At 50.9% G+C, this 26,070-nt stretch carries 29 protein-coding genes; 13 read left to right on the forward strand and 16 right to left on the reverse strand.

What is annotated here, in order from left to right:
* The first annotated feature begins 125 nt into the window (after positions 1–125).
* The gene (locus tag EL386_RS14500; RefSeq protein ID WP_126456935.1) at positions 126–1,286 is read left to right on the forward strand and encodes a murein transglycosylase domain-containing protein; all 1,161 of its coding nucleotides are present in this window, start codon (positions 126–128) and stop codon (positions 1,284–1,286) included.
* A 72-nt stretch (positions 1,287–1,358) separates the two neighbouring features.
* On the opposite strand, the gene EL386_RS14505 is transcribed toward EL386_RS14500, so the two are convergent.
* The 3 genes from EL386_RS14505 to EL386_RS14515 all read right to left on the reverse strand — a co-directional run bounded on the left by EL386_RS14505 (position 1,359) and on the right by EL386_RS14515 (position 4,941).
* Positions 1,359–1,562 (reverse strand): hypothetical protein, encoded by a 204-nt coding sequence (locus tag EL386_RS14505; RefSeq protein ID WP_126456936.1) that lies wholly within the window; start codon positions 1,560–1,562, stop codon positions 1,359–1,361.
* 482 nt (positions 1,563–2,044) lie between these two features.
* Entirely contained in the window at positions 2,045–2,755 is a 711-nt protein-coding gene (locus tag EL386_RS14510) for a TSCPD domain-containing protein (RefSeq protein ID WP_126456937.1), read from the reverse strand.
* Positions 2,756–2,787: 32 nt separating this feature from the next.
* The gene (locus EL386_RS14515) at positions 2,788–4,941 is read right to left on the reverse strand and encodes an adenosylcobalamin-dependent ribonucleoside-diphosphate reductase (RefSeq protein WP_126456938.1); all 2,154 of its coding nucleotides are present in this window, start codon (positions 4,939–4,941) and stop codon (positions 2,788–2,790) included.
* Positions 4,942–5,293: 352 nt separating this feature from the next.
* Here EL386_RS14515 and EL386_RS14520 point away from each other — a divergent pair, with 352 nt between their 5' ends.
* Together EL386_RS14520 and EL386_RS14525 are read left to right on the forward strand one after the other, a co-directional pair.
* The gene (locus EL386_RS14520) at positions 5,294–5,725 is read left to right on the forward strand and encodes an Hsp20/alpha crystallin family protein (RefSeq protein ID WP_126456939.1); all 432 of its coding nucleotides are present in this window, start codon (positions 5,294–5,296) and stop codon (positions 5,723–5,725) included.
* 116 nt (positions 5,726–5,841) lie between these two features.
* Positions 5,842–7,215: a DegQ family serine endoprotease gene (locus EL386_RS14525; protein WP_126456940.1), complete on the forward strand. Its 1,374-nt coding sequence runs from the start codon at positions 5,842–5,844 to the stop codon at positions 7,213–7,215.
* Between the two features lie 412 nt (positions 7,216–7,627).
* Here the strand turns inward: EL386_RS14525 and EL386_RS14530 are convergent, their stop codons facing one another.
* The 3 genes from EL386_RS14530 to EL386_RS14540 form a co-directional block, all read right to left on the reverse strand.
* Positions 7,628–8,041 (reverse strand): hypothetical protein, encoded by a 414-nt coding sequence (locus EL386_RS14530; protein ID WP_126456941.1) that lies wholly within the window; start codon positions 8,039–8,041, stop codon positions 7,628–7,630.
* 9 nt (positions 8,042–8,050) lie between these two features.
* Entirely contained in the window at positions 8,051–8,899 is an 849-nt protein-coding gene (locus EL386_RS14535) for a class I SAM-dependent methyltransferase (RefSeq protein WP_126456942.1), read from the reverse strand.
* Between the two features lie 317 nt (positions 8,900–9,216).
* Positions 9,217–9,546, reverse strand: coding sequence for a CbbQ/NirQ/NorQ domain-containing protein (locus EL386_RS14540; protein ID WP_232020213.1), 330 nt, complete (start codon positions 9,544–9,546; stop codon positions 9,217–9,219).
* 182 nt (positions 9,547–9,728) lie between these two features.
* Between EL386_RS14540 and EL386_RS14545 the strand changes: the two genes are divergently transcribed.
* The 9 genes from EL386_RS14545 to EL386_RS14585 all read left to right on the forward strand — a co-directional run bounded on the left by EL386_RS14545 (position 9,729) and on the right by EL386_RS14585 (position 17,092).
* Positions 9,729–10,628, forward strand: coding sequence for a phosphate ABC transporter substrate-binding protein (locus tag EL386_RS14545; protein ID WP_126456944.1), 900 nt, complete (start codon positions 9,729–9,731; stop codon positions 10,626–10,628).
* A 217-nt stretch (positions 10,629–10,845) separates the two neighbouring features.
* A complete protein-coding gene (locus EL386_RS14550) occupies positions 10,846–11,922 on the forward strand; it encodes a 3-deoxy-7-phosphoheptulonate synthase (protein ID WP_126456945.1) in 1,077 nt (358 codons plus the stop codon).
* A gap of 214 nt (positions 11,923–12,136) precedes the next feature.
* A complete protein-coding gene (locus EL386_RS14555) occupies positions 12,137–12,538 on the forward strand; it encodes a hypothetical protein (RefSeq protein ID WP_126456946.1) in 402 nt (133 codons plus the stop codon).
* A 90-nt stretch (positions 12,539–12,628) separates the two neighbouring features.
* Positions 12,629–12,820 carry a YgaP family membrane protein gene (locus EL386_RS14560; protein ID WP_126456947.1) on the forward strand — a complete coding sequence of 64 codons (192 nt, stop codon included), beginning with the start codon at positions 12,629–12,631 and terminating at the stop codon, positions 12,818–12,820.
* A gap of 73 nt (positions 12,821–12,893) precedes the next feature.
* Entirely contained in the window at positions 12,894–13,730 is an 837-nt protein-coding gene (locus EL386_RS14565; protein ID WP_126456948.1) for an alpha/beta hydrolase family protein, read from the forward strand.
* 202 nt (positions 13,731–13,932) lie between these two features.
* Positions 13,933–14,379: a hypothetical protein gene (locus tag EL386_RS14570; protein WP_126456949.1), complete on the forward strand. Its 447-nt coding sequence runs from the start codon at positions 13,933–13,935 to the stop codon at positions 14,377–14,379.
* A complete protein-coding gene (gene chrA, locus EL386_RS14575) occupies positions 14,366–15,700 on the forward strand; it encodes a chromate efflux transporter (RefSeq protein WP_126456950.1) in 1,335 nt (444 codons plus the stop codon). The genes EL386_RS14570 and chrA overlap by 14 nt, the downstream gene beginning before the upstream one ends.
* Positions 15,701–15,754: 54 nt before the next feature.
* A complete protein-coding gene (locus EL386_RS14580; RefSeq protein WP_126456951.1) occupies positions 15,755–16,168 on the forward strand; it encodes an RDD family protein in 414 nt (137 codons plus the stop codon).
* 156 nt (positions 16,169–16,324) lie between these two features.
* Positions 16,325–17,092, forward strand: a complete 768-nt coding sequence (locus EL386_RS14585; protein ID WP_126456952.1) for a metallopeptidase domain-containing protein — start codon at positions 16,325–16,327, stop codon at positions 17,090–17,092.
* Between the two features lie 409 nt (positions 17,093–17,501).
* On the opposite strand, the gene EL386_RS15655 is transcribed toward EL386_RS14585, so the two are convergent.
* Positions 17,502–17,666 (reverse strand): hypothetical protein, encoded by a 165-nt coding sequence (locus tag EL386_RS15655; RefSeq protein WP_172597746.1) that lies wholly within the window; start codon positions 17,664–17,666, stop codon positions 17,502–17,504.
* 81 nt (positions 17,667–17,747) lie between these two features.
* Positions 17,748–18,068: an HIT family protein gene (locus EL386_RS14590; RefSeq protein WP_197722113.1), complete on the reverse strand. Its 321-nt coding sequence runs from the start codon at positions 18,066–18,068 to the stop codon at positions 17,748–17,750.
* Positions 18,069–18,489: 421 nt separating this feature from the next.
* On the opposite strand from EL386_RS14590, the gene EL386_RS14595 reads away from it, so the two are divergent.
* On the forward strand, positions 18,490–18,918 hold the full coding sequence (locus tag EL386_RS14595; protein WP_172597747.1) for a DUF4279 domain-containing protein: 429 nt from the start codon (positions 18,490–18,492) through the stop codon (positions 18,916–18,918).
* A 30-nt stretch (positions 18,919–18,948) separates the two neighbouring features.
* Here the strand turns inward: EL386_RS14595 and EL386_RS14600 are convergent, their stop codons facing one another.
* The 8 genes from EL386_RS14600 to EL386_RS14635 all read right to left on the reverse strand — a co-directional run bounded on the left by EL386_RS14600 (position 18,949) and on the right by EL386_RS14635 (position 26,065).
* On the reverse strand, positions 18,949–19,977 hold the full coding sequence (locus tag EL386_RS14600) for a tetratricopeptide repeat protein (RefSeq protein ID WP_126456955.1): 1,029 nt from the start codon (positions 19,975–19,977) through the stop codon (positions 18,949–18,951).
* Between the two features lie 10 nt (positions 19,978–19,987).
* Positions 19,988–20,497 carry an FKBP-type peptidyl-prolyl cis-trans isomerase gene (locus tag EL386_RS14605; RefSeq protein WP_126456956.1) on the reverse strand — a complete coding sequence of 170 codons (510 nt, stop codon included), beginning with the start codon at positions 20,495–20,497 and terminating at the stop codon, positions 19,988–19,990.
* Between the two features lie 33 nt (positions 20,498–20,530).
* The gene (locus EL386_RS14610; protein WP_126456957.1) at positions 20,531–20,881 is read right to left on the reverse strand and encodes a hypothetical protein; all 351 of its coding nucleotides are present in this window, start codon (positions 20,879–20,881) and stop codon (positions 20,531–20,533) included.
* 155 nt (positions 20,882–21,036) lie between these two features.
* Positions 21,037–22,944, reverse strand: coding sequence for an adenylyl-sulfate reductase subunit alpha (gene aprA, locus EL386_RS14615; RefSeq protein ID WP_126456958.1), 1,908 nt, complete (start codon positions 22,942–22,944; stop codon positions 21,037–21,039).
* Positions 22,944–23,426, reverse strand: a complete 483-nt coding sequence (gene aprB / locus EL386_RS14620; RefSeq protein WP_126456959.1) for an adenylyl-sulfate reductase subunit beta — start codon at positions 23,424–23,426, stop codon at positions 22,944–22,946. The genes aprA and aprB overlap by 1 nt, the downstream gene beginning before the upstream one ends.
* Positions 23,427–23,462: 36 nt before the next feature.
* On the reverse strand, positions 23,463–24,314 hold the full coding sequence (locus EL386_RS14625) for an adenylyl-sulfate reductase (RefSeq protein WP_126456960.1): 852 nt from the start codon (positions 24,312–24,314) through the stop codon (positions 23,463–23,465).
* A gap of 434 nt (positions 24,315–24,748) precedes the next feature.
* Positions 24,749–25,369 carry a 4Fe-4S binding protein gene (locus EL386_RS14630; protein WP_126456961.1) on the reverse strand — a complete coding sequence of 207 codons (621 nt, stop codon included), beginning with the start codon at positions 25,367–25,369 and terminating at the stop codon, positions 24,749–24,751.
* 6 nt (positions 25,370–25,375) lie between these two features.
* Positions 25,376–26,065: a NapC/NirT family cytochrome c gene (locus EL386_RS14635; RefSeq protein ID WP_172597748.1), complete on the reverse strand. Its 690-nt coding sequence runs from the start codon at positions 26,063–26,065 to the stop codon at positions 25,376–25,378.
* Between the last annotated feature and the right edge of the window lie 5 nt (positions 26,066–26,070).

A 26,070-nucleotide genomic window follows, 5' to 3' on the forward strand; every position in this document is an offset into this window, starting at 1 on the left:
AAAAACAGATGTCATAGGTAACCGGCATAGCGTGGCAACAGTTTCCTTCGCCAAAACTGTATCGTCCGTATCAGGAGAGCTATACTTAGAAACAGGTCAGGGTGACCTGCCTACCATGTCTGCTTATGAAAAAATTGATTTACCTGACACTCGCCGTTGCCGGCATCACACAACTAGCCGCCTGCAGTACCTATGATGCGGTACGCATCGCGACCAGCCGAAACCCCGGCGATGCCCTTGAGAGCATTGCCAGGTCCCGTGTCAGCGGCTACAAGACCAATCCCTTGCGACTGGCCGCTGATGTCAATCGCCTGGTGCGGCTACTCAGTGGTGAAGTCGATCGTGAATGGGGACGCAAGGAGCGCGTGCTGCCGGGCTCACACCACTATGTGAAATATACACAGAATTACCAGAGCCGTGCCATTATTGATTTCGATAGTGGCCTGATCCGTATTGAGAGCCTCGACAGGCAACAGCCTATTACCAGTCTGCGTAATGCGATCATCACGACCCTGCTGACTCCCGATGACCCGCGCGCCGTCGACCTGTATTCAGCAAAGACCATCACACTCAGCGGCCGCCCCTACCTGCATGGGCTGGTACAGAATCAGCATGGAGAATATATCGACCACCCTGCTGGCGCCGAGGCCTTTGCCGATCACCTGATCGCCAACAGTCTCGACAAACGTGTCATACACACCGCGACGGGCAACAAGACCGTCTATGCCGTTCATCTGCAGATGGTCAATGATCACGAAAATCGTCGCGCCCAGCGCTATGTGCCACTGGTGAATCACTATGCCAGGCATTTTGCCATCAGCCGCAGCCTGATCTACGCGATAATTAAAACCGAGAGTAACTTCAACCCCTTTGCCATCAGCAACGCCCCCGCCTACGGTCTCATGCAACTGGTACCCACCAGCGGTGGTCGTGATGCCCTACGCCGCGCCAAGGGGCAGGACCGTATCCCCTCCGCCAACTACCTGTTCGATGCCCGCAACAATATCGAACTGGGGACGGCCTACCTGAACCTGTTGAACTACAGTTACCTGAACGGGATCAGCAACCCCTTGTCACGCGAATACTGCACCATCGCCGCCTATAACACCGGCGCCGGTAATGTTCTGCGGGTCTTTGCCGCTGATCGGCAACGTGCCAAACGCATCATCAATAGCATGCCACCGGAAAAACTCTATCGACACCTGCGCCGCTATCTCCAGCAGGCCGAGGCACGCCGCTATCTGGCCAAGGTTACCGAGGCCCGGCGACAGTTCGTCAGGCTCTAGTGAAGGGAATAAAAGAGAAAGGGTCACCTCGCCCGGAGACGACCCAAAAGGACTGGACCTCAAACTAACGGTTTAGCCGTCAGCGGCCTGACGTCTTACGTTCAGATCCAGGAAGTTCCAGGCATCGATATCCACTATCTTTACCGAACTATCGAGATACTCAATCATGACCCTCGACAATCGCTGCTCGGTATGTAGCAACATACGAACCTTCATAAGTTTGCCGGTCTGATTCAGATACCAGGAACCGACCACCGGTTCTTGCAAAATTGCCATTATCCTTGCGTCCTCTTCTTCGAACTTATATTACGATCCAATTTGCTAATTCATCCCTGTTGTTATTATCTGCTTCCACCTACCACAAGGGGCCAAACCCGCACCCCGCACACCTCCACGTACAAACATAAAAAAACCGGCGCCACGGGCGCCGGTTTTAAAGGGGGAAAGCCACACTGCGCCAGTGCCTGGCACCGGACAATGACAAAGTGAAAATTGTTTTTGTTGTTGCAAGTCCGCACCCTGCTTTTATTTTAGGCAATAGTATTTCACGCTACGATCCTGGACTCAATATCAATCAAGTCACCACTATTCTGCACAGCCTGAGTAGTGAGAGCAAAGCTACCGCATCCTGCTCTCGCCCCTTACCTACGTCCATGTAGGCAAGGCGCGAATAATTTTTTACAGCGCAGTTGGCATTAGCCAATGAGCATGTAAAAAATTATTCAGCAACGCTGCTATCGCTGCTCAGGCGCAGCAGATTAGCCACACTTGCTGTCGCCGCAGTTCAGACAGGTCATACAGCCATCCATCATAATCATGGCCTTGGTATGACACTTGCCGCATAGCTTGGAACCAGCCGGGAAGTCACTGGCTTCATCACTGGCCTCTACCTGTGCCGTGGCCGACTCGAACTGGGCGCGCTTTTCTGCGATCAGGGCTTGCTGGTGCTCGTCAAGACCGTCGTCCTTGAGCAGACCGATCATGCGCATGTGACACTCGATGGCATCACCGATCTCACCAACCAGCGAAGGCATGTACTTGCCACCCTTCTTGAAATAGCCCCCGCGCGGGTCAAACACCGAGCGCAGTTCCTCCACCAGGAAGGTCACATCACCGCCCTTGCGGAACACCGCAGAGATGATTCGGGTCAGCGCGACGATCCACTGGAAATGGTCCATGTTCTTCGAATTAATGAATATCTCGAAGGGCCGGCGCAACTCGTGATCGGTACCCGGATTCAGTACCACGTCGTTAATGGTGACATAGAGTGAATGCTCGGAGAGCGGGGTCTTGATCTTGTAGGTCGAGCCGAGCAGCATCTCCGGGCGCTCGAGTTTTTCATGCATGTGAATAACATCGGCGACCTCATCAGCCTTTACCTCGGCGCTTGCCGCTACTACGGGTGCGGCCTCATCTTCCTCTTTGACAACATTGTAACTGACGATCTTCTTTTCTAATTTAATAGCCATAATCTTGTTTCCTTCTACCTCGCTATCCGTGCTCAGAACTTGCCGTAGTAGCCTTCTTTCAGGGCATCATACAGGTTGGCGGCGGTATGCATTTCGCCGTCATATTCGATTTCATCATTACCCTTGGCCTCGACCACAGTCCCGTCCTCCAGGGTGAAGCGGTAGGTCGTATTCTCAAGGTCCTGTTCTTTCACCAGCACGCCCTGGAAGGCCTCCGGGTTAAAGCGGAAGGTGGTACAACCCTTCAGACCCTTGTCAAAGGCATACATGTAGATGTCCTTGAAATCTTCGTAAGGATAATCGGTCGGCACATTGGCGGTCTTGGAAATACTCGAGTCCACCCACAACTGCGCGGCGGCCTGAATATCGACGTGTTCCTTCGGTGTAATGTCTTCGGCAGTAATGAAATACTCCGGCAGCTTGCAGGACGCATCCTCAGTATAGGGCAGTGCTTCTTTATTGATCAGCTCCCGGTAGGCGAGCAGTTCAAACGAATAGACATCGACCTTTTCCTTGGTCTTGCGACCTTCGCGAATCACGTTACGTGAATAGTGGTGGGCAAAACTCGGTTCGATACCGTTACTGGCATTATTCGCCAGGGACAAGGAGATGGTGCCGGTCGGGGCGATCGAACTGTGGTGGGTGAAGCGGGCACCTTTTTTCGCTAGTTTTTCAACTAGCTCAGGCTCGTGTTCGGCGATACGCTGCATATAGTGACTATAACGCGCATGCAGGATACGACCCTTGATCTTGTCGCCAAGCTTGATGCCGTCTTTCTTCATCTCCGGACGCAGGCGCAGCATCTTTGTGGTGACCTCAAACTCCTCGTCCATGATCGGTGCCGGACCCTTTTCCTTGGCCAGTTCCAGGGCTTGCTTCCAGCCGGTTATGGCCAGCTCGCGGCTGACGCGCTCGGTGAATTCGACCGATGCCGGGGAACCGTACTTCATGCCGAGCATGGTAATGGTCGAACCGAGGCCGAGGAACCCCATGCCATGGCGGCGCTTGTTCATGATCTCCTTGCGCTGACCCTCAAGCGGCAGACCATTGATCTCGACCACGTTATCGAGCATGCGAGTAAAGATAGCCACGACCTTGTTGAACTCGTCCCAGTCAAAACTGGCCTTATCGGTGAACGGGTCACGTACGCACTTGGTCAGGTTCACCGAACCGAGCAGGCAGGAACCATAAGGTGGCAGCGGTTGCTCACCACAGGGGTTGGTGGCACGGATATTTTCGCAGAACCAGTTGTTGTTCATCTCATTGACCTTGTCAATGAGAATGAAACCCGGCTCGGCATAGTCATACGTGGAGGACATGATCACGTCCCAGATGCGCTGGGCACGCAGGGTCTTGTAGACCTTGCAGGCCACCTGGCCATCATCGTTGCTCAGGTATTTCTCAGGGGCCGGCCAGTCACGCCAGATGACCTGCTTCGGGTCATGCACATCGATGTCATCAGCCTTCGCCTCGGACTCAGTGATCGGGAAGGCCAGTGGCCAATCGGCATCGTCTTTGACGGCCTGCATGAAGTCTTCAGTGACCAGCAGCGACAGGTTGAACTGGCGCAGACGACCGTCTTCACGCTTGGCCTTGATGAAGTCGAGCACATCTGGGTGGGCGACATCGAAGGTTGCCATTTGCGCACCGCGACGGCCACCGGCCGACGAGACGGTGAAACACATCTTGTCATAGATATCCATGAACGACAGGGGCCCGGAGGTGTAGGCGCCGGCGCCGGAGACATAGGCGCCCCGCGGACGCAGGGTCGAGAATTCATAGCCAATACCGCAACCGGCCTTCAGGGTCAGGCCGGCCTCGTGGACCTTCTCGAGGATGCCGTTCATAGAGTCCTCGATGGTGCCGGAGACCGTGCAGTTAATCGTTGAGGTAGCGGGCTTGTAGGCCTGCGCGCCGGCATTGGAAATAATGCGGCCAGCCGGAATCGCACCGTGCCGAAGGGCCCAGACGAATTGCTCAAAGCAGGCTTCCTGCTTCTCCGGAGACTCAACCTCAACCAGGGCCTTGGCTACACGCTGGTAGGTCGCATCGATATCCGCATCAATCGCGGTGTCATCCTTCTTTTTCAGGCGGTATTTTTTGTCCCAGATGTCCATTGAGGCATCCTGGAACGGGATCTGTGCCACGCTAGTCGCCACTGGTTTGAGGTGTGCCTTCGCAGTCATGAATAGTGTCGCTCCTGATCTTATTATAATAGATAGCTATTTATTGTTGTTCTGTTGAACGTACCGGGCCTTTCGCCCTTAACACAACATGTTGTGTTAAGGGCATACGATAGCTACAAGATGCGGTATCTGTCAATGACTTTGTGACGATTTTGTTACCGCCGGCCAGCCCCCGGTATTACTGGTTTTTCAACCGCTTGGCAGGGTCCAGCAAGAAAAACCCCGGGATTTTTCCTCGCAAAAAATTTCCCTTGAAAAGTCTCTCGACACCCCCACGTATCCTGTCATGAGAAGGAAATGACGCAACCATACCAGCGTCGGGTGCAACACTACTATGAACGAGGTAAGCCAAATGACTATTTATCGCCCTTTGCGAAATCTGAACCACCTGCAACGTGAAATGAGCCGGCTGTTTGAGCCAGCCCTGCCAAGTGATAATGATGAATTCAGTAGCAGCGACTGGACGCCGGCCGTTGACGTAAAGGAAGAGGAAGACCGCTTTCTGATCCGCGCTGACCTGCCCGGTGTAGACCCAAAAGACATCGAGCTGCATATCGAGAAGGGCATGCTCAGCATCCGCGGCGAACGCGAAAGCGAGAGCAAGGAAGAACGCGAGGGTTATAAGCGCATCGAGCGTATGCACGGCAGCTTTTACCGCCGCTTCAGCCTGCCGGACAATGTCGATGCCGACAATATCAAGGCCGATAGCAACCATGGCGTGCTCGAGATCAGCATCCCGAAAAAGGATACTGGCCAACCGCGCAAGATCACAGTGAACGAGTAAACGGCCCCGGCTCATCACGGCGCACCGCTAACACGGTGCGCCGTTTTTATTTCTCTATGAACCTGTAGACTGGAACACAGTCTCATTTCTAACAGTACGATTACAGGATGTCCCCTATGCGCTTAAGCCGACCCTGGCTGGCAACACTGGCTGGTTTTTATCTTATTTTAATCAATAGCTTGCTTGTAAATGCGGCGCTGCCTGTGGCGGTAAATGGCGAGCAATTACCCAGCCTGGCCCCTGTGCTGGAGCGCAGTACACCGGCAGTAGTCAACGTCTTTACCCGCACCCGGGTCAAGGTCGAGGAAAACCCGCTTCTCAGTGACCCCTTCTTCCGACGCTTTTTCGACATCCCGCAACAACCGCGCCAACGCGACACACAGGGCCTTGGCTCCGGTGTGATCATCGATGCGAAAAAGGGCTATATCCTGACCAACAATCACGTCATCCAGAAGGCCGATGTCATCACCGTGACCCTGCGTGACGGTCGCAAGCTCGATGCCAAACTAATCGGCACTGATCCGGAGACCGATGTCGCTGTGCTGCAGGTCCCGGCCAATAACCTGACCGCCCTGCCTCTGGCGGATTCCGACGCCCTGCGCGTGGGTGATTTTGTCGTTGCCATCGGCAATCCCTTTGGCCTCGGCCAGACCGTGACCTCGGGGATTGTCAGCGCCCTGGGACGCAGCGGCCTGGGCATTGAGGGTTACGAAGACTTTATCCAGACCGATGCCTCGATCAACCCGGGTAACTCCGGTGGCGCGCTGGTCAACCTGCGCGGTGAACTGATCGGTATCAATACCGCGATCTTCTCGCGCAGCGGCGGCAACATCGGTATCGGCTTTGCCATCCCCATCAACATGGCCCGCGACATCATGCAACAACTGGTCGAACACGGCGAGGTTCAGCGTGGCCGCCTCGGCGCCCAGGCCCAGGACCTGACCCCGGAACTGGCCGCTGCCTTCAAGCTCAAGCAGAAAGACAGTGGCGCCGTGGTGGTCAAGGTGATCCCGGATTCACCGGCAGACAAGGCCGGCCTGCGAGTGGGTGACGTGGTCATTAATGTTAACCAGCGCCAGGTGCGTAGCGCCGATGACCTGCGTAACTTTATCGGCCTACTCCGCGTTGGTACGCATGTACGCCTGACCGTGCTGCGCAAGGGTAAGCAACACCTGATCGATGCGCGTATTGCCCGATCTGTACAGAAAAAATCCACGGCGCCCCTGCACAGTCGTCTCAAGGGTGCGGTGCTCGGCTCGCTTGATGAAGGACACCCGGCCTATGGTCAGATTGAGGGTGTTGTTGTACTCAAGGTGGAACGCGGCAGCCCGGCCGCCCAGGCCGGCCTGCGTCCCGGCGACATCATTACCTCGATAAACCAACAGACGGTGCATGACCTGGACGAGGCCTTTGAACTGGCAAAACAGGGCGAACGTATACTCTTGAATATCCGGCGAGGACGCAGCTCGCTGTTTATTGTGCTCAACTAGGTAATTGATGATCTATGAGTGATGATTTGTCATGGTTCAAATTAATTCTGCATATTAGATAATTTGATTTCAATATATTAAGCAGGATAGCTCTAATTATTAGTGATCGTATTTTAAGGGAAGCTTACACAAGCACTGAGCCCGTCTAACTATTTCAAATAGAGGTATAATCATCGGATCTTTGGAATATATTTCCTGCGTTTTTATTACGGATTGATAACATTCTGCTGCTGCCGTATGCATCGCCCCTCTTATATATCAAAGCATGCAGGAGTACCGGGAGCAACTTGCCCTGAAAGCGCCACAGGACATTGTCGCCCAGCTCGAACAGTATTGGGAAAATGGAAAAAGAATAGCTGCCATAAAAATTTTACGTGACTATGCTGTTATTTCCGAGCACATAAAATAGCCATCATTGGTATGGCTGATAGTGCTGATGATAGAAATATGGAACAAACAATCTACCGCCTGATATACGGGTTATTTGCGGGTCTAATTTTTTCAGATGAATGATGCTCGTGCCGTACATCAATCTTTGTTCATAAACCATCAATCTATCTACGTTATCAGGCGATGGTAGATATCCGAGACCTTCATCGGGAGTTTCCGTAGCTCGGAAATGACGGTGTACTTCACCGCGATAACCATCAAAATCATCCGGCTTGCCATCGGCAAGCGTGATCAATAACTTGGTGCGGGCATCGACCTCGTTGAGCAACCTCGACTGGTACCGGATGGTCACCCCCATGCGGGTGTAATCTTTCGGCTCGATCCCGGCGATGCGTCCCTTCACTGCGTTACTATAATGCTCGTCAAAACCCTTCACCGGGTAAATTCATAGACTGTCGTCCTGCCAGGTCGCGGCGACGCCGGCCTCGAGGAGTCGCCCGTCAGCGGTTTGCGTGCCCAGCTGCATAGGCCTCGCCTTGCCCGGCATGACCTGGTTGATGAGGTCGGCCACGTCCTCGGCGAGCATGTCCTTGGTGTGCAGCGAGACCCAGATACCGCGGCAATCCGGCGTCACCAGCCGCGGCAGATACTTTATCAACGGTTGAAAGTCACAGCGAACATCCCAGACCTTGCCCTTGCCGGCACGACCGAAACTGGGTGGGTCCATGATCACCATGTGGTAACGCTCGCCCTTGCGGACCAGGCGCTCGACATAGGTCATGACGTTTTCTTTTATAAAGCGGGCGCCTTTCTCACCGACATTGAGTCGGGCAAGTTCAAGTTGCGAGGCCTGGGCATCGACGTGTGTAACCTTTGCCCCGGCCAGTACCGCCGCCTGCGTGGCGCCGCCGGTCCCGGCAAACAGGTTCAGTACGCGCAATTCGTCAATGTGGTAACACCCCTCAAGGTGTTCACGCACCCACTGCCAGCAGACGGCATGTTCCGGGTACACACCGACCTGGCCACCTTTACCAAGGCGACAATGCATGCGCTGACCGGACATCTCCACCTGCCATGTCATCGGCAAGCCCTCGCGCTGTGCCTGCCACTGCCCGTCTGTAATACGGCTACCGCTGTAGACCCAGTCGGCCTGCCAATCCTGCAGGGACTTCGTACCCGTGGCCTGCGGGGCAGGCCGATCAATCAGGTAATTACCAAAACGCTCGAGCTTACGCCCGGCGCCGAAGTCCACCAGGGCATAATCCCCGCTGCTTGTATTTTTATCAGGGTTCATGGGGTGGGTAATCGATTAGGCATGCTTGTGTACATATACCGATGTTAGCGGCATCGCGATGAAAACTCTATTTTTATACTGTAATACGCCATTTATATTAGCCAGACGCTTGAACAGCGTATCCGTGAGCTGGAGATCGCGCGTGATGCGGCCGAAAAAGCCAACCAGATAAAAACGACGTTTCTGTCACAAATAAGTTACAAACTATGCACTCCCATGATCGAAATGATGGGCGGCCGAATCGGTTTCTACAGTATCGAGAGCCAGGGCAGCTGTTTCTGGATCGAGCTAAAACGGACCGAAGAGACCGGCCCGGCCTAAAACACCCAGCTGCTCAACTCGTTCACGGCGGTCAGCGCCTCGGAGAGGGCCCCACGACAGGCGGTGACCGGGTCGATACCCGATACGATGAGCTTGCCAGTGTGCACGAGCAGGCGCGTACTCGCGCCCTCTTCCAGGCCACTGTCCTTCAGGTTACGTGTCATCCTCGCAAACCTGACCAGTTTCGCCGCCATTTCGGCGTCAATACCGGCCTCTTTAACGACGATCGTCTGTTCCGTCGTCTCGCTGGGATAATCGAACTCGAGCGCGACGAAGCGTTGGCGCGTGCTCTGCTTCAGGTCTTTGGAGAGGTCGCCATGAATCACTGGAGGTCGTGTAGGAAGCCCCTGATGAAGCCTCAAAACAGTTCTGGGCTAAGGTTTCTCGGGAGAAACCGTGAAAATGCTCCTGTGCTGGCCCTATAAGAAAAGTCCATGGATGCATATTCCATTATTTACTCTATAGTATTAAAACCGGTTGCCGTAGATATCCGGCTGGAGGAGATAATATGACACGTTTTACTATAGCCGCACTGGCCGCCGGCCTGTTGCTAGGCAGCAGTCTGTTACAGGCGGCCGAAGAAGCCGCCGGCAAGACCCTGACCTGGGTCGGTTGCGGTATTTCCAAAAAGGCCTTTATGGCCGAACTGGCCGCTGCCTATGAGAAAAAGAGCGGGGTCAAAATAGACATCCAGGGCGGCGGTGCGACCCGCGGTATCCGTGAGGTGGCTGCCAAGAATGCCGACATGGGTGGTACTTGCCGGCACAAGATCGACGGTGAGGCCAAGGAGCGCGGTGCCTCGCTCGAACCCGTGGCCTGGGATGCGCTGGTCGTCATCGTCCACCCCGATAACCCGGTCGACAACATCACCTTTGACCAGATCCGTGGTATCTACTTAGGCAAGATCACCAACTGGAAGGAATTGGGTGGCAATGATGCCCCCATCCGCCTGCTGGTCCGCAAGGGCAAGATCTCCGGAGTTGGCCGCGCCCTGCGCAAACTCGTGTTCGCCGACTACAACCAGGAATTCAAGGCCACCGAGGTCATGAAATCCTCAGGCCCGCTGGAGAAGGCCGTGGTCGAGGACGTCAATGCTATTGCGGTAACCGGGATCAGCTCGGCCCGTAAGCGCAAGGTGAAAAACCTCAAGCTCGATGGCAAGGAACCCACTTACGACAACATCCGTGCCGGTGAGTACGGCCTCTACCGCCCTCTCTACCTGGCCGTGAACAGGCACGGCAAGAATGCAGAGGAGGTCGACAAATTCATCAAGTTTGCCCACAGTGCGGAGGGCCGGCAGATTATCCGTAATAACGGCACTGTGCCCTACCTTGATGCCCTCAAGCTCGTCCTCAAGCAGGTCGAACAGGAAGAACGTGCCAACGAACGCGGCCTGTATCAGAACTGAGGCCGTCTAGCAGGAAGTTAAAAGGCCCTTTCCGGAGGGCCTTTTTGCCTCGAACCATTGGAAATGGTTGGGGTACGGATAATGAAGCCCGATAGGGATTCTATGCGCGCCCTGCCCCCTTCACTTTTTTCACCCCTATAAACGCGCATACACGGAAGAATTCCTGTAAAATGCGCGCTTTGCCCCGCCGTCTTAGCGTCGCCGGCCAGATGAAATTATGACCGAACAACAGCTTAACAACGTCAATGTCCTTTCCCAGGACCTGCTGCCGACTCCGGCCGAGGTCAAGCGTGCCCTGCCGCTGACCGACAAGGCCGAGCAGACTGTGCTCGCCGGCCGCGAGGTCCTGCAACGCATCCTTGACCACAAGGACCATCGCCTGTTTGTCGTCGTTGGACCCTGCTCGATCCACGACCCGAAGGCCGCCTACGAATACGCCAAGCGCCTGAAGAGACTCGCCGATGAGGTCAGCGACACCCTCTACATCGTCATGCGCGTGTACTTCGAGAAACCACGCACCACGGTCGGCTGGAAGGGGCTCATCAACGACCCCTACATGGATGATTCCTTCCATATCGAAAAGGGCCTGTACCAGGCACGTGAGATCCTGCTGCACCTGAACGAACTCGGCCTGCCGACGGCCACTGAGGCCCTCGACCCGATCACGCCACAGTACCTGTCGGACCTGATCACCTGGTCAGCGATCGGCGCACGCACCACAGAGTCCCAGACCCACCGAGAAATGGCCAGTGGCCTGTCGACCCCGGTCGGTTTCAAGAACGGTACCGATGGCAGCCTTGATGTTGCCATCAATGCCCTGCACTCGGTCTCGCAGCCGCATAATTTTCTCGGTATCAACCAGGATGGCCAGTGCACCGTGGTCAAGACCCGCGGCAATGCCTACGGCCATGTCGTGTTGCGCGGTGGCGGTGGCCTGCCCAATTATGATGCCGAGCACGTGGCCCACTGCGAGGCCGTACTCAAGGCCGATAATCTTCCCCTCAATATCACGATAGACTGCAGCCATGGCAATTCAAATAAAGACCCGGGTAACCAGGCCAAGGTCGTTGAGAATTGCGTACAACAAATCCTTGCCGGCAACCAGTCCATCACCGGGCTCATGCTCGAGTCCAACCTTGGCTGGGGCAATCAGCCGATCCCAGCCGACCTCTCGCAGTTGCAATACGGTGTCTCCGTTACCGATGCCTGCATCGACTGGGACACCACCGAGGCCCTGCTGCGCAAGACCCGCGAGCAGCTCAAAGACGTACTCGGCAAGCGTTACAGCGTCTAAGCCCGTTTTACCCCCAGACTATTGATTTTACCGCCCTGCTGGGCGATGCTCGACTATGCCCCCTCGGAAGAGGCGTAGCGGATTTATAAATCTTTTATTTGTACAGCGTCCCACTATTTTTTAAATAGCCGTTTCTAAATACAACAAAATATACTGCTACCCAACGGCCTGAATTAAAACGGGCATTTAGACCCAATAACTATAATTATATTTTATGAAAATAACGTATTTTTCACTCATCAGTGGTTTTGTTTTAGGTGCGGCTGGCTGGGCGATAGTCCCGCTTGTATCTGACAGGTTTGAACCTTTCGACAGTGACCTCGGATTCTATATGGGCCAATCCATGTTATCTGCCTTTGCCTTTTATTTTGGCTTCAAACACGGCCTGAAGCAGGTATTTATTTTTATTCTTGGCGCCTACATTAGCGCCAATGTTTATCCCTACGTGTTTGGCTCATCCGAATCGAGGGCGTGGGCCTATTTAGCCCTTATAACAACACTGGCCTTATGTATACTCCCCATGTTATCGGGAATACTTGGAAAACTGATGCGTGCAGGAACAATCAAATATAAGCACTGGCTAAAAAATACGGCTACCAAACGTCCGGCCTCATAGCCGCGACGTAAAGATTCTTATAGGGATAGGACATATACTCTAGCCTATACTTACAGCTACTATCTTTTAACCGGCGAGGGGGAAAGTGAAATGAATAAACGAAAAGTGCATGATGGCATCGCAGGTGCCGTAATAACTCTGGGGGTAGTACTGGGTCACTATATTGACCCCTTGTGGTTATGGGTTCCAGGCGTTCTGGGGCTTACATTATTGCAGAGTGCCTTCACGGGTTTTTGTCCGGTCTACTACACCCTGGATAAAATCGAACCTGAAAACCAATAGGCGCTGTGGCCTGACAAATCATCCCGGCCTATGCTGGAAAACCCTACGCCTTAGCGCCATAAAGTATTCGCTAATGAAATTATTTATTACAATACTGGTTTTCCTGCTGACAATTTCCCAACTGGCCCTGGCATCAACTGGTGAGCCAAGGATTATAGCGTTTTCGAGTGGCGAGCTGAGCCTTCGCGGTGAATTATTTCTGCCTGAGGGGAAAGGTCCCTTCCCCACAGTGCTTTACAATCATGGCAGCGCACCGAAGATGTTGAACAGTCAGACCAGTGCTGTCATTGCGCCGATGTTTACCAAAATGGGCTGGGCCTTTTTTATGCCTTACCGCCGTGGACAAGGGCTTAGTGAGGACAAGGGTCCTTATATAATGCATGAAATCCGTGCTGCAAAATGGTCGCTGTTTGGGAGTGCCTCGGAGACAATGGTCAATTTACTCAAAACCGATCATTTGAATGATCAAATGGCCGCACTGGCCTGGCTCAAACGGCAAGACTTTGTTCAAAAAACTCGGATAGCCACGATGGGCAACTCCTTTGGCGGGATTCAGGTCGTGCTTGGCATGGCCCGCGGCACATATTGTGCCGGTGTAGACGCTGCAGGGGGAGCGGAAAGCTGGAAAAACTCCCTCGAGTTAAGACAGCTTATGATAAGCACAATCAAGGCATTACAACGGCCTGTTTTCTTTTTTCAGGCCACCAATGATTACGATCTCTCGCCGAGCAAGATATTATCCTCAGAGATGACCAAAGTTGGCAAGATGCATCGACTTAAAATTTATCCCCATTTCGGGGATTCGGCAAAAGAAGGACATAGCTTCCCGTATAAAGGCGTATCAATCTGGTTTAATGATGTTTTTTCTTTCTTAAATATACATTGTCCCGTATCAATTGATGCGTCTTGAGAACAAAAGACTAATAAGAAACTCCCCATGCTTGCTTTGCGGCATAATATTCCGAAATTGCATTCAGCCGAAATCAGAGGTACCTTACTATTTTCATACATTGTCAATGCCGTATTGGATAATTCAGGCAGCTATATAATCAGATACTACGTCACACTTACTGCTTAATGTTTTTTAATATTACTAACTGAGGCTAAATAAAGTGATAAAAATTCTCCGCAGAACTTTATTTTTTCTTGTATTAGCAGGCGCTACCAACATCACCTTGGCGGGGCAATCTGGATTGCCCGGCAATATTGAAAATGAAGATATTATTCTTCATTTTGATCAGTCTCGGATACCCATAGACAACTTAAATTTCAGACAGCGCAACCGATTAAAACCATCAAAAAATGATTTTCGCCTAGTTGAGATGTCTTTCCTGAGCAATAACATCGGTGAACGTTGGGCTATCGTGACGATAAAAAATACCTCTCAGGGAAGGCGTTTTTTCAAAGATGATAATATTATTGCCACGCTGGCAGATGGCAGTCAGTCGCGCGCATCAGGTCTTGATGAAGCATTAGAGGGCGGCGAACTTTTAACCAGGGCTATATATTTTGGCATTCATAAATTCCCGATTGTGAAGCTGGAGCTTGAGTATAAATAACCAACCTACTCCCGTGACATTCTGGGAAGCCTTTGCCTATTGGCTAAAGCTGGGCTTTATCAGTTTTGGTGGACCGGCAGGTCAGATAAGCATGATGCACCAGGAACTGGTAGAGAAACGCAGATGGATCTCTGAACATCGCTTTTTGCATGCGCTGAATTACACCATGGTACTGCCCGGACCGGAGGCGCAGCAACTGGCTACCTATATCGGCTGGTTGATGCACGGGCTATGGGGCGGCATTGCTGCCGGTGTTCTGTTTGTCATACCATCATTATTCATTCTCATTGCCCTGACCTGGGTCTATCTGGCCTATGGCGATGTGACAGTGGTCGCGGGCATTTTATATGGTATCAAACCTGCTGTGACCGCCATTGTAGTGTTTGCTGCCTACCGCATTGCCTCGAGGGCCTTGAAGAATAACGTCCTGCGCGGTATAGCGGTTCTGGCGTTTATCGCCATTTTTGCCCTGGATATCCCTTTCCCCTACATTGTTCTGATGGCCGGCATTATTGGTTATATCGGTTCGGTCGTCGCCACCGATAAATTCAAGGCAGGTGGGCATCATGTGGATTCCAGCCTCTCCTATGGCCCGGCACTCATTGATGATGATAGCCCTGTGCCAGAACATGCACGTTTTAAATGGTTCAGGTTAATTACTTATACTTTAGTAGGGCTCGCTATCTGGGCCGGTACGATGTTTATACTTTTCACCGCCTATGGTTGGGAAGGCACGCTTACACAAATGAGCTGGTTCTTTACCAAGGCCGCACTGGTCACCTTTGGCGGTGCCTATGCGGTGCTGCCCTATGTCTATCAGGGTGGCGTGGAGCAGTTTGCCTGGCTAAGCGGCTCACAAATGATTGATGGCCTGGCACTTGGCGAGACAACTCCGGGGCCCCTGATTATGGTTGTCGCCTTTGTCGGCTTTGTTGGCGGCTGGACAAAAGAAATTCTTGGGCCAGAGATGCTACCGCTGGCAGGCGTGGCTGGCGCTGCTGTTGCCACGCTGTTCACGTTTTTACCCTCGTTTCTTTTCATATTGATCGGTGGGCCCGCTGTAGAGGCAAGCCGTGGTGATATTAAGTTTACCGCGCCGTTAACCGGCATTACCGCTGCCGTGGTAGGCGTGATACTGAATCTGGCTGTATTTTTTGCCTATCATGTGCTTTGGCCCCAAGGCTTTGATGCAGCATTTGAATGGCTGTCTGCTGTAATAGGCGCCATTGCCTTTATTGCCTTGTTTAAATATAAGGCAGGGATCGTCCCGGTTATTGTTGCCTCGGCAGTTATTGGTCTGGGTTACTCGTTGTTGCTGTAAACAATTACGGGCCAACAAGCCGCAATTGATGCATTTTACCTTAAGGAGTATTTTATGCCCGAACAAGAATACGCCGGCTTCTGGATCAGGGCAGTAGCGGCAGTCATAGACACACTTTTGGCGCTAATCATTACCCTGCCAGTACTTATTGCTATCTATGGTACGGGCTACCTGCTAAGTGAATCGTATATCCAGGGCTTCTGGGATGTACTGTTCAGCTATATCTTTCCGATAATCGCTGTCATCCTCTTTTGGATTTACAAATCCGCGACCCCGGGTAAAATGATAACCCGACTAACTATTGTTGATGCAAAAACCGGCGGTAAACCCTCTATCGGCCAGTTTATCGGCCGTTATTTTGCCTACTACGTTTCAATTATTCCGCTGTTTCTTGGGATTATCTGGGTTGGCATTGATAAACAGAAACAAGGCTGGCACGACAAGCTGGCCGGTACGGTGGTAGTATAAAATACTACGCCTGAACCTGTTACATTTGATAAGCCTGTATAATAAATCGGTTTATCAACGGGCCATGCTAATCGTACAATCCCTTATCTCATAATCTATGCCCTTATGTTTGGCATTCAAATGAATGATGAGAAATAATAAAAAGGACTTATTCTCATGCTGCGCAAACTACGTATCCTGATCGCCCTGCTGGTATTGTTTTTCGTTGCCGGCACCGCTGCCCTGACGCGCTTTCAGACTACTGACTGGAATAATACGCTGTATGTCTCCATCTATCCGGTGAATGGTGATAAGAGCCCCGCTACCACTAACTATATCAAGAGTCTCAGTCATGTAAGCTTTGCTGATATTGAACAGTATCTTGCACGCCAGGCCCTAAGCTACCGCAATATCCAGAATAAGCCCTTTGCCATCACCCTGGCCCCTGAGGTCAGTGAAGTACCGCCAGCGCCACCCCGTGACGGTAATGTCCTGCAGATCATGGTCTGGAGTATGAAAATGCGTTACTGGGCCTGGGCCCATAACAGCCAGCCAGGGCCTGATCCGGATATCCAGCTCTACGCGGTCTACTATGACCCAAAAGTTTATGGCCGAGTAGGCCATTCATTCGGTCTGCAGAAGGGCCTGGTCGGCGTGGTTTATGCCTTTGCCAGCCATGCCGAAGGCAAACGCAATAATGTCGTCATCGCCCACGAATTGCTGCATACCCTAGGCGCCACGGATAAATATGACCTGAGCACCAATCAGCCGATCTTCCCCATCGGCTATGCCGACCCCGATCAACAGCCGCGGTACCCGCAAAGGCGTGCCGAGCTCATGGGCGGGCGGATCCCGATCACCGCGCATCGGGCCGAACAGCCTGAGCACCTGCGTCAGACGGTCATCGGCAAGGTCACTGCTATTGAGATCGGTCTTCTCAACTAGTCCCTTGCCGGCACCCATAAAAAAACACCTCCATAAATGGAGGTGTTTTTTCAGCGCGTTTGAATTGACTTAGTCTTCCTTTTTCTCTACTTCGACATTGTCTTTCTCGATCTCATAGGCGTCTTTTTCTTTCTTCGCCACGTCTTCGGCAATTATCGCCTGCTTGCGTGCCTCGAAGGGCTAGATGCCACCGATACCTTGAAAATATCATCCCAGAAGCGTTTGAGCACTCAATGGTACTAAGCGCATGAGTGTTCACGAGAGTTAAGCAAGTCCAACGTTGCTTAACCCGGTGCCCGGGAAACCGGGGTTACCTCAGTCCGACCCATAGATTTTTCACTGTAGGTATCAAAATAGAGAAGCCGCGCGACCTTCCAGGTACACGCGGCTAATCGGCTTACGGCTTCCGTTAAGGCTTCTTCGGAGTGCTGTAGGGTACTTCTTTTTGGAAACTTTTCCAGGTGGTGGTATAACCAACATGGAACTGTCCCGGTACAATCTCTTTCTGTGTTGTTGTCACATACTCTGTTACGCCTTCGGGAACCTTAGGTCGGGTAAAAGGTGCAGTACTCATAATCATTACTCCTATTAATACGGGGAGGAATTTCAACAGGGTTGTCAGCCCCTCCCACTCAAACTGACTAAATTATACTCTCTATCGCGTGTAATGTGCATTCTTCGGAATCACATGCCGCACGCCCCCCTGGGGATTCTCAACATCACCCTCGTAGCGGGGAATGATGTGAATATGGACATGGTAAATACTCTGCCCGGCCGCTGTACCCACGTTAACGCCTATATTGTAGCCATCAGGCTTGAATTTCTCGTCCAGCAACTTGCGTTCCTCAGTTATCAGCGCCATGCAGGCACTGACCTCTTCGGGCGCCAGGTCAAAAAAGCTGGCGACATGCCGACGCGGAATAACCAGTGTATGGCCCGGGCTCACCCCGTAGGTGTCGAGGGCACTGTATGCCAACTCATTCTGCAGCGATACCCCACGTGGATCAGTACAAAACAGGCACGGGTTATTTGGGTCTCGCTTTTTTTCTAGTTTATTTTCAAGCGGCAAACTTCAACACCCTTCGTTTAACTTGCTAAATTGGCCAAATAGTACAGCACCACTCCGATGGGCACTGCACAAAATAGTCGCTGAAAACCGTCCTGTCATTTTAGCACCCTTATTCCATTTAAAGCAGGCACATAGCAGGTTATTTACATACTATTTTTTTATTAAGGCATTGTTATATCTAATAAAACTGCTTTTTTACAGTGAATTCGACAACTTCAGTCCTGTCTGCTGCTTCAGAGTAATCTCCAATCAGGGCATCACATGTATTCAGCCTAATACGCTATAATTCCGTCTCGTATCGACTATCTTATTGATGAGGACACTATCCGTGGCATCTAACAAAGGACGAGCTTATTTTGGGCTCTCTGGCTATCACTTCGACCCTAGAGTAGTCACACAATTCATTGGCCTGGAACCGACATCATTCGATGATGCTGGAATGCGCGGTGATCTGGATAAACCCGTCATTAGCTCTTGGGAATTCTCAACAGAAACCATAACGTCTGACACTCAAGAGCTCGATATTTACAAACTTCTCGATGATGAAATTCTTAAAAAAATCGAACCCACCAAGGATAAAATTATCGAGATCTGTAAGAGCCATAATCTATCCCCAAGAATCGGTATCGTGTTGACCCTGTCTATTGATAAAGATGAAACGACACCAGATGTTGGTTTTGGCGCTCGCGTTATCAAGTTTTGTTCTGAGATAGGCGCATTTATTAATATCGACTATGAGCTTTCCGAACGGATTTAGGTTATAGGTGCGAATTCATTCGCACCTACGTTACGCAGCAGAAATTCCTGCTATCTTCTTCGCATGATCAAATTGCTCATCACAATGCTTTTGGCAAAGTGGCTGTAAAGCATGTGGGAAACATTCCATAATTATTTCAAACTCATCAGCAACATCTTCTGCAAGCACGGCATCGTTTGTTAATTCCGCCAGTTCGCACTGTGCTGTTGCCTTGTTTACCCTGCAGAGCACCGACAGGTGAACAGGACGTTGCTGCTCCATACAGACTTTCCAACCTGTCTCATACGACCTTACCGCCTCTTCAAAGCGTTCAGGGTTTTCCTCCGATTCCGCCAGGTTAAGTAATACCGCACCACAATTATTATGTGCTGCGGCCAATTCAACTGGGTAATTGTCGGCATCGAGCTCTGCAAGCGCATTTTTGTAGGCCACAACGGCTTTTTGAAACGTGCGATTGCCTTTCAGGAGTGTTCCGTAGATGTGAAATGTCATGCCCAGTTGCAGCATGATCAGCTTCCATTCTTCCGGTGTTTCTTTTTTCGTATATACCAATAACGCTGCAGTATAGGCATCAGTTGCCGTATTCAGTGCTTTTGCATCTGATTCGAGTCGACCCAGCGCCTGTAATGCAGTAGCCAGGTTCGCCTGTGTCGCTGCCCACTCTAGCGGAGAGTCTTCCTGCTTATATTCTTCCAGCGCAAGTGTGAAACACTCAACAGCCTTCTGGAAGATCTCAGGATCGTGCTGCTGTTGCCCGATAGCGCCAAGAATATTCCCCAGCCGGTTCTGTGTTTCAGCCCATGCTAGCGGGTCTTTATGACGTAATTCATCTGTCAGCGTAGCCTCAAGTGCATCGCGTAAACTTTCAAATATATTCGCACTAAAACTATGCTGTTCAAAATTACCCCGTGTGTAAAGAAAATTATCGGCAACCGGAACACTTCTGTCAGGCGTTGCTAGTTTCAGTGTTTCTTCATCAATTAGCCTGAGTGAGCCGGCAATAGCGCGCTCGAGTGCACGGTTCACCGGGTATATAATGTATGGCTTACTGTAATTCATTGGGAGTAATTCATTCTGCGCGTTCAAGAATTTCATTTAAATCCGGATCGGCATCAACTGCCCCACCAAGATCGATTTCTTCATCAGTTGCTTCACGTATAGAAAGCACTTCCAGTACGAAAGTCACGTCTCTGCCACAAAGTGGGTTATTACCGTCAACGGTCAAGGTCTTGTCATCAAAACGCGTAACGATGAAGCTTTTAGGTTCACCCTTTTCATTTTCCATGGTGATGGTCATACCTATCTCACGATATTCCTCAGGAACATTTTCGATGGCGTCGGTAAACACCAGAGACTCATCTCTTTCACCATATAACAGAGTTGTATCAATCGGCACTTCGATGACGTCACCTACCTTTTTGCCATACAGATGTTTTGTTACGTCTTCTGACATCACATCATTGACACCATGGACATAACCCAGTGGATAGTCCACCGTGATCAGTACATCACCGGTTTTGTCATCGACGACTTTGTAATTTAATTCAACGAATTTTTCGTCTTCAATTATATCTGACATATCTATTAAAGCCTTTGTTTAGGTTACGTTGGCCTAGAACAGGGTAGCACCAAAGATTTTTACCTTGTCCTTTTCATAACCCAGCACGAGCCTACCAAGCCATTCGCCTTTGTCCTTTTTATTAATGACTTTATATAGAACGGTGACATGTTCGCCACGACGTATCATGCCAAGATAGGAATAATCTTCTGACAGATTTTTTGCAAGGTCGCTTCTGGCAAACTGTTTACCCATTTCAACTTCATTCGCGCCCTGCATAAATGAAGACGAGAAATTACGTGTGAAAGCGCCGTAGTTTCCTTCATTAGAGTACTTGACAAGATCCGCCCACATTGGATGGGCATGCTCTAAAATTTCTTCATCTGTTTTTTCAATAATGTTCATCTAAAACTCCATTAAAAAACATCGTTGTTTTTTAATATTATCCTCAGAGCTAATTTTCAAGTCTCAGAGTAAAAAAAAGGACCAACATTATACATGTCAGTCCTTTTTTTATCGCAAATAAATTTTCAGGCCTGCAAAATCAAGCCTGTATTTGCTTAGTGGTGACCTTCTGCTTTCAGTTTAGCCAGGTCTTTGTCCTCGATATCACCTACAAGGTGGTACAGAGGAGCCTTCTCCATAGTGTACTCACCAGTCTTAGGGTCACGGCGAGAAACTGTCAGTACATGCCAGTTCTCATCATCAACCTTCATGGCATCACCACGGTAGTAGTAACCAGGCCAGCGTGTTTCCTTACGGAACATCGTGTGCTGGAATACCGCTTCGGATGTCAGGAAGCGGTGCTTCAGTTCCCATGCACGTAACAGTTCATGGATATCTGAGGCAGCAACTTTTTCCAGGTCTTCACCCAGAATAGCCATCTTCTTCAGACCGATGCTCAGGAGCTTATCGTTGGTCATGTAGTTAACACCAAAACCACCACAGTACTCATCCATCAGTTTCTGCAGACGATCCAGACCCTGACGCGGGTTGATGTAGTTCGGGTTAACAGAACCCGCAACAATCTCGTTACGGCCAACAGTGTATGTTTCCAATGGCTTGTAGATTTCTTCCTTGCGGCGAGAAATCTGGGCGTCAGTAACAATGATTCCGTTAGCTTTGCCGTCATCAATGTACTTACAGGCAGCCTTGGCAGCCAGACGACCTTCAGTGAAGGAACCGGATGAGAATGCGTGTGGTGTACCACCCACGGCATCACCTGCACCAAACAGACCTTCAATGGTTGTCATACGGTTGTAACCCCAGAAGTATTCATCTGGAGATACATCCTCAGGACCTGAACACCATGCGCCACAACCGGTTGCGTGTGAGCCCATTACGTATGGCTCAGATGTTGTCAGTTCTGGGTTTTCGTACTTTGGATCAACGTCTGTCGCTGCCCACAATACGGCCTGACCGACGGTCATACCCAGGAAGTTGTGCCAGCCAATCTCTTCAAGATGCGGATCCTGGAAGGCTTCCATGGTAACCATGTGAATCGGACCACGACCGGCATTAACTTCGTTAATGATTGCGTGGTTACGCAGACAGGTTGGAATTGGACGGTGAGTAGCGTGTGAAGCTTCTGGATCCAGGTATTCCTTACCGACCATTTCTTGCAGAGCTGGGAACCATTTTGATTCGTACTCTTCACCATAAGCATTCTGAGTGTAGGTTTTCAGATGCAGGAAGTAAGCACCAACAGGACCGTAACCATCTTTGAAACGAGCCAGTACGATACGGTTTTCCATCTGTGTCATTTTCGCGCCTGCTTCGATCATCAAACCGTATGCAGAGCCTGAAGACCATGGAGCGTACCAAACACGACCAGCACCTTCACCGACTGAACGTGGTTTGAAGATGTTAGACGCACCACCAGCACCACAGATAACAGTCTTAGACTTGAATACGTGGTAGTTACCAGTACGAACGTTGAAACCAACGGCACCCGCTACGCGGTTTTCCTTGGATTCATCCATCAACAGGTGAGTGACACAAACACGGTTGAATACCTTGTCAGCTGAGTTCTTGGCGGCTTCAGCAACGATTGGCTTGTATGATTCACCGTGAATCATGATCTGCCAGCGACCTTCGCGCAGGTATGCGCCGGTCTTTTCGTTACGCATGATAGGCAGACCCCATTCTTCAAACTGGTGTACTGCGGAGTCAACGTGACGTGCCATATCAAAGGCCAAATCTTCACGGACCATACCCATCAGGTCGATACGTGCATAGCGAACGTGATCTTCCGGGTTATTCTCACCGAAGCGAGTACCCATGTAACAGTTAATCGCATACAGACCCTGTGCAACCGCACCGGAACGATCAATGTTTGCCTTTTCAGCGATAACGATCTTCTTGTTCTTACCCCAGTATCTGGCTTCGAAAGCAGCACCTGTACCACCAAGGCCAGCACCTGCGACGAGAATATCGATATCGTCTTCAATAATTGTCTTGTAGCCCATTAGTAGTAAACCCCTTCTTTAATTTCCAAGCCGTTTGATTCCAGCGTCATTAAAGCATTGTCATTCATAGCGACATACTTAGGCTCGTTATATAGCAGCTGTGTGTCACGCATGCTGTCAGCTGGTGCTGCTTCGTTAGCCAGCTGAGGAATACAGGTACCCCAAGGCTTGGTTGTAATCGGTGCTAAAAGATCAAAGTCTTTCTTGCCGTTGCGGAACTTGATGCGCCATGCAATGGTGCCTTTCTCTTCATCACGATGTACACGCACTGAGTGACCCAGAGGGGCGAAATCAGCATAACCGCGGACGTCAATAGCGTGATGAGGGCAGGCCTTCACACAGGAATAACATTCCCAGCACATGTTAGGTTCAATGTTGTAAGCACGGCGAAGTGTTTTATCGATGTGCATAATGTCAGATGGGCAGATATCAACGCACTGTCCGCAACCATCACATCGAGTCATATATACAAAAGTTGGCATAATATTTTCTCTTATACTTTGTAAGTTAAGTAAATGTTAGTAGTGGTTTGCAGGCTCACGTCTGATACCAGCGCCCATATTGGGTGGATTCTTACCCATGTACATTGGTACGTCCGGGTATCTTGCATGTACTGCAGGATCTGACAGATCATAATCAGCAGGCAGGTTCAAATTTCCGCCATCTGCATGTGCAACGCGCTTCTGGAATGCTGCAGCAGGTTTGAAGAACATATGTGCGAACTTCGACCACATTACAGTAGAGAAAAGCACTGTGTTTGAAAGGATGAATAAGGCGAAGAACAAAGTTGTCCAACCCATATCAGCAACTGCACCGGCACCTGAAGATTGCAGGTAAGACCAGATTAATGCAAACGTTGCTGTTGTGAGCAAGGAAACGATAAAGATATCTGCACGACGCAGTTGATACCACTTTACACCTTCTGAATTCACATCAACGCGGATAAAGAACCAGAACCAGTAGCCACCAAGACAAAGCATGAGTGCACCGGTATGCCAAAGATTCGCGACAAGCGCGTCAGTTGACCAACCAAAGATCATGGTTGCAGTTGATGCGACAAAGAGAATGAAGCCATACATGGTTAGCATGTGTGAAATTCTGCGCTTCGTATTGCAGAATTCAGCCGACGTTAAAATTTCGTTGGCGACCACTGCAATCGCAATACCAGCTTTCTCGCCAGTACCTACAGAACGCTTGGCGTTCTTATTATTCTTTTCAGTATCTAGGGCAAAGTACTTGGCACTCTTTTTATGCATCATATCTAGCACAGTACCCACGAACACCAGGATGGCCATTAATATAATGTAGCCCTGCTGGATGTCAGTAGATATTAATGCTGTCACTGCATCGAATGGGTTGGTGTTGAACATATCGACACTTCCTCGGTTTATATTTCTATTGGATTTATATCTATTTTATTTAACTGCGGTTAATACCCGCTACACCGCGCAGTTACGGATGTAACGCTCGAGACTAAACTTTTTTCGGGTGACTATCTTCTAGCTACCCCGGATTACGAGCCATGCCCCAAAAACTCTCGCAACCCATTGTTATTAAATCACTTCTTCTCTTTCTCAGGCGGGCTTATATAACCTCACCACAGCCCTTTCACAGACTTACCCGTTAATAGGGAGGGTTACCTTAATCCTTTGGCGCGAACAGTCCAAGCAGTAATATCTTTGCATACTATAAATATCCTTTATTGTATTTTTTATGGCCAATGAGGCAGAAAATCTCGGGAAATGATCACGCTGGATCTGTTTTATCAGGTTGATTCAATGTTAATCACGTATCCAATTGTTATTTATATAGATTTAGCCGAATCCAACGACCTCAACAACACTGCTGAAGGGTCAGCAATACAGACTGCACGGCACAAACCACAACCCACGCAGTAATCCATATCGATACGCGGGCGCGTGTCGTCCCAGACCAGAGCTCCCGGCACCGGGCAGCTGCCCTCGCAGGCCCCACATTCCGGTCCCTGGTAGGGCAGGCAATCAGCCGTATTGATCTCGGCATAGGCCAACTTCGGAAACAGCTCCGGGGCACTGCCTGTGCTCCCCCCCTCGCCCGTCATCTCCTCTTTAACCTCTGGCAGGCGCAAGGCCGCCGGTTCGCAGGCCGTCACACAGGGCCAGTCCTCGCAGAGATGACAGCCGCCGTCCAGCACGTCGAGTGCCGGGGTTAAGGCAACGTCGGCGCCATAGCTGGCCGGCAGGGGAAACAGCACGTCGTGCGGGCAGGCCTTGATGCAGGCATCGCAGCGCGTACAGGCGAGCATGAATTCCAGTTCCGGCCGGGCCCAGGGCGGACGTATCCAGCGTGAGGCGCGCGCCGCGTACCGTGCATCGGCCTCTTCGACTACATGTTTGGCGGCCTTGCCCGCGGCACGGCGGAAGAAGGCCCGACGACTCTCATCCATGCTTAGTTACCATTCGATCTTTTCATCGGCCTGGGCCAGGTTCTTGTGGCAATCACCGCAGGGGCGACCACTTGCCTTGAATGCGGCATGCAGCTTGCCATCGGCATCAAAGTCCTTCGGCAGGGTATGCGCAATACCGCGGTGACAATTGATACAGGTTATGCCCTCTTTCACACCGCGCGCATGCTTTTGCTGCGAGAGCTTGCTCTGACTGGCCAGTTGCATAAATTCATTGGCGTGACAGTTGCGGCACTCACGTGAGTCGGTATCTTCCATTCCTTTCCAGACATGCTGCGCCAGCTCCAGGCGTTTGGCCTCAAATTTTTCCGGCGTATCAATTGATCCTACCAGCTTATGGTAAAGCTCATTGGTGGCGCCAATCTTGCGTACTACCATGTGTTGCCATTCACGTGGCACATGACAATCCGGGCACGTGGCACGCACGCCGGTGCGATTGGTGTAATGGATGGTGTGTTTATATTCCTGGTAGACGTTATTTTCCATTTCATGACAGCTGATACAAAAAGCCTCGTTATTGGTCATTTGCATGCCGGTATTGAACGCACCCCAGAACATAATGCCAAGGGCAAACATACCGATCATGAAGATGAGCGGTGCACGCTCGACCCATTTGCATAACCAGTCGCGCAAACATTGTTTACGTGTTGAACAGCTGTCTTTGTTTGATACCGACATCGTCT

Origin of the sequence: Sulfuriflexus mobilis (assembly GCF_003967195.1) — a bacterium.
In the GTDB taxonomy this organism is placed as follows: Bacteria; Pseudomonadota; Gammaproteobacteria; order AKS1; family AKS1; genus Sulfuriflexus; species Sulfuriflexus mobilis.

Coding starts and splice junctions, on each gene's coding strand:
- EL386_RS14500 (WP_126456935.1), top strand. CDS start 126: ATGAAAAAATTGATTTACCTGACACTCGCCGTTGCCGGCATCACACAA.
- EL386_RS14505 (WP_126456936.1), bottom strand. CDS start 1,562: ATGGCAATTTTGCAAGAACCGGTGGTCGGTTCCTGGTATCTGAATCAG.
- EL386_RS14510 (WP_126456937.1), bottom strand. CDS start 2,755: ATGGCTATTAAATTAGAAAAGAAGATCGTCAGTTACAATGTTGTCAAA.
- EL386_RS14515 (WP_126456938.1), bottom strand. CDS start 4,941: ATGACTGCGAAGGCACACCTCAAACCAGTGGCGACTAGCGTGGCACAG.
- EL386_RS14520 (WP_126456939.1), top strand. CDS start 5,294: ATGACTATTTATCGCCCTTTGCGAAATCTGAACCACCTGCAACGTGAA.
- EL386_RS14525 (WP_126456940.1), top strand. CDS start 5,842: ATGCGCTTAAGCCGACCCTGGCTGGCAACACTGGCTGGTTTTTATCTT.
- EL386_RS14535 (WP_126456942.1), bottom strand. CDS start 8,899: ATGAACCCTGATAAAAATACAAGCAGCGGGGATTATGCCCTGGTGGAC.
- EL386_RS14545 (WP_126456944.1), top strand. CDS start 9,729: ATGACACGTTTTACTATAGCCGCACTGGCCGCCGGCCTGTTGCTAGGC.
- EL386_RS14550 (WP_126456945.1), top strand. CDS start 10,846: ATGACCGAACAACAGCTTAACAACGTCAATGTCCTTTCCCAGGACCTG.
- EL386_RS14555 (WP_126456946.1), top strand. CDS start 12,137: ATGAAAATAACGTATTTTTCACTCATCAGTGGTTTTGTTTTAGGTGCG.
- EL386_RS14560 (WP_126456947.1), top strand. CDS start 12,629: ATGAATAAACGAAAAGTGCATGATGGCATCGCAGGTGCCGTAATAACT.
- EL386_RS14565 (WP_126456948.1), top strand. CDS start 12,894: ATGAAATTATTTATTACAATACTGGTTTTCCTGCTGACAATTTCCCAA.
- EL386_RS14580 (WP_126456951.1), top strand. CDS start 15,755: ATGCCCGAACAAGAATACGCCGGCTTCTGGATCAGGGCAGTAGCGGCA.
- EL386_RS14585 (WP_126456952.1), top strand. CDS start 16,325: ATGCTGCGCAAACTACGTATCCTGATCGCCCTGCTGGTATTGTTTTTC.
- EL386_RS15655 (WP_172597746.1), bottom strand. CDS start 17,666: ATGAGTACTGCACCTTTTACCCGACCTAAGGTTCCCGAAGGCGTAACA.
- EL386_RS14600 (WP_126456955.1), bottom strand. CDS start 19,977: ATGAATTACAGTAAGCCATACATTATATACCCGGTGAACCGTGCACTC.
- EL386_RS14605 (WP_126456956.1), bottom strand. CDS start 20,497: ATGTCAGATATAATTGAAGACGAAAAATTCGTTGAATTAAATTACAAA.
- EL386_RS14610 (WP_126456957.1), bottom strand. CDS start 20,881: ATGAACATTATTGAAAAAACAGATGAAGAAATTTTAGAGCATGCCCAT.
- aprA (WP_126456958.1), bottom strand. CDS start 22,944: ATGGGCTACAAGACAATTATTGAAGACGATATCGATATTCTCGTCGCA.
- aprB (WP_126456959.1), bottom strand. CDS start 23,426: ATGCCAACTTTTGTATATATGACTCGATGTGATGGTTGCGGACAGTGC.
- EL386_RS14625 (WP_126456960.1), bottom strand. CDS start 24,314: ATGTTCAACACCAACCCATTCGATGCAGTGACAGCATTAATATCTACT.
- EL386_RS14630 (WP_126456961.1), bottom strand. CDS start 25,369: ATGGATGAGAGTCGTCGGGCCTTCTTCCGCCGTGCCGCGGGCAAGGCC.
- EL386_RS14635 (WP_172597748.1), bottom strand. CDS start 26,065: ATGTCGGTATCAAACAAAGACAGCTGTTCAACACGTAAACAATGTTTG.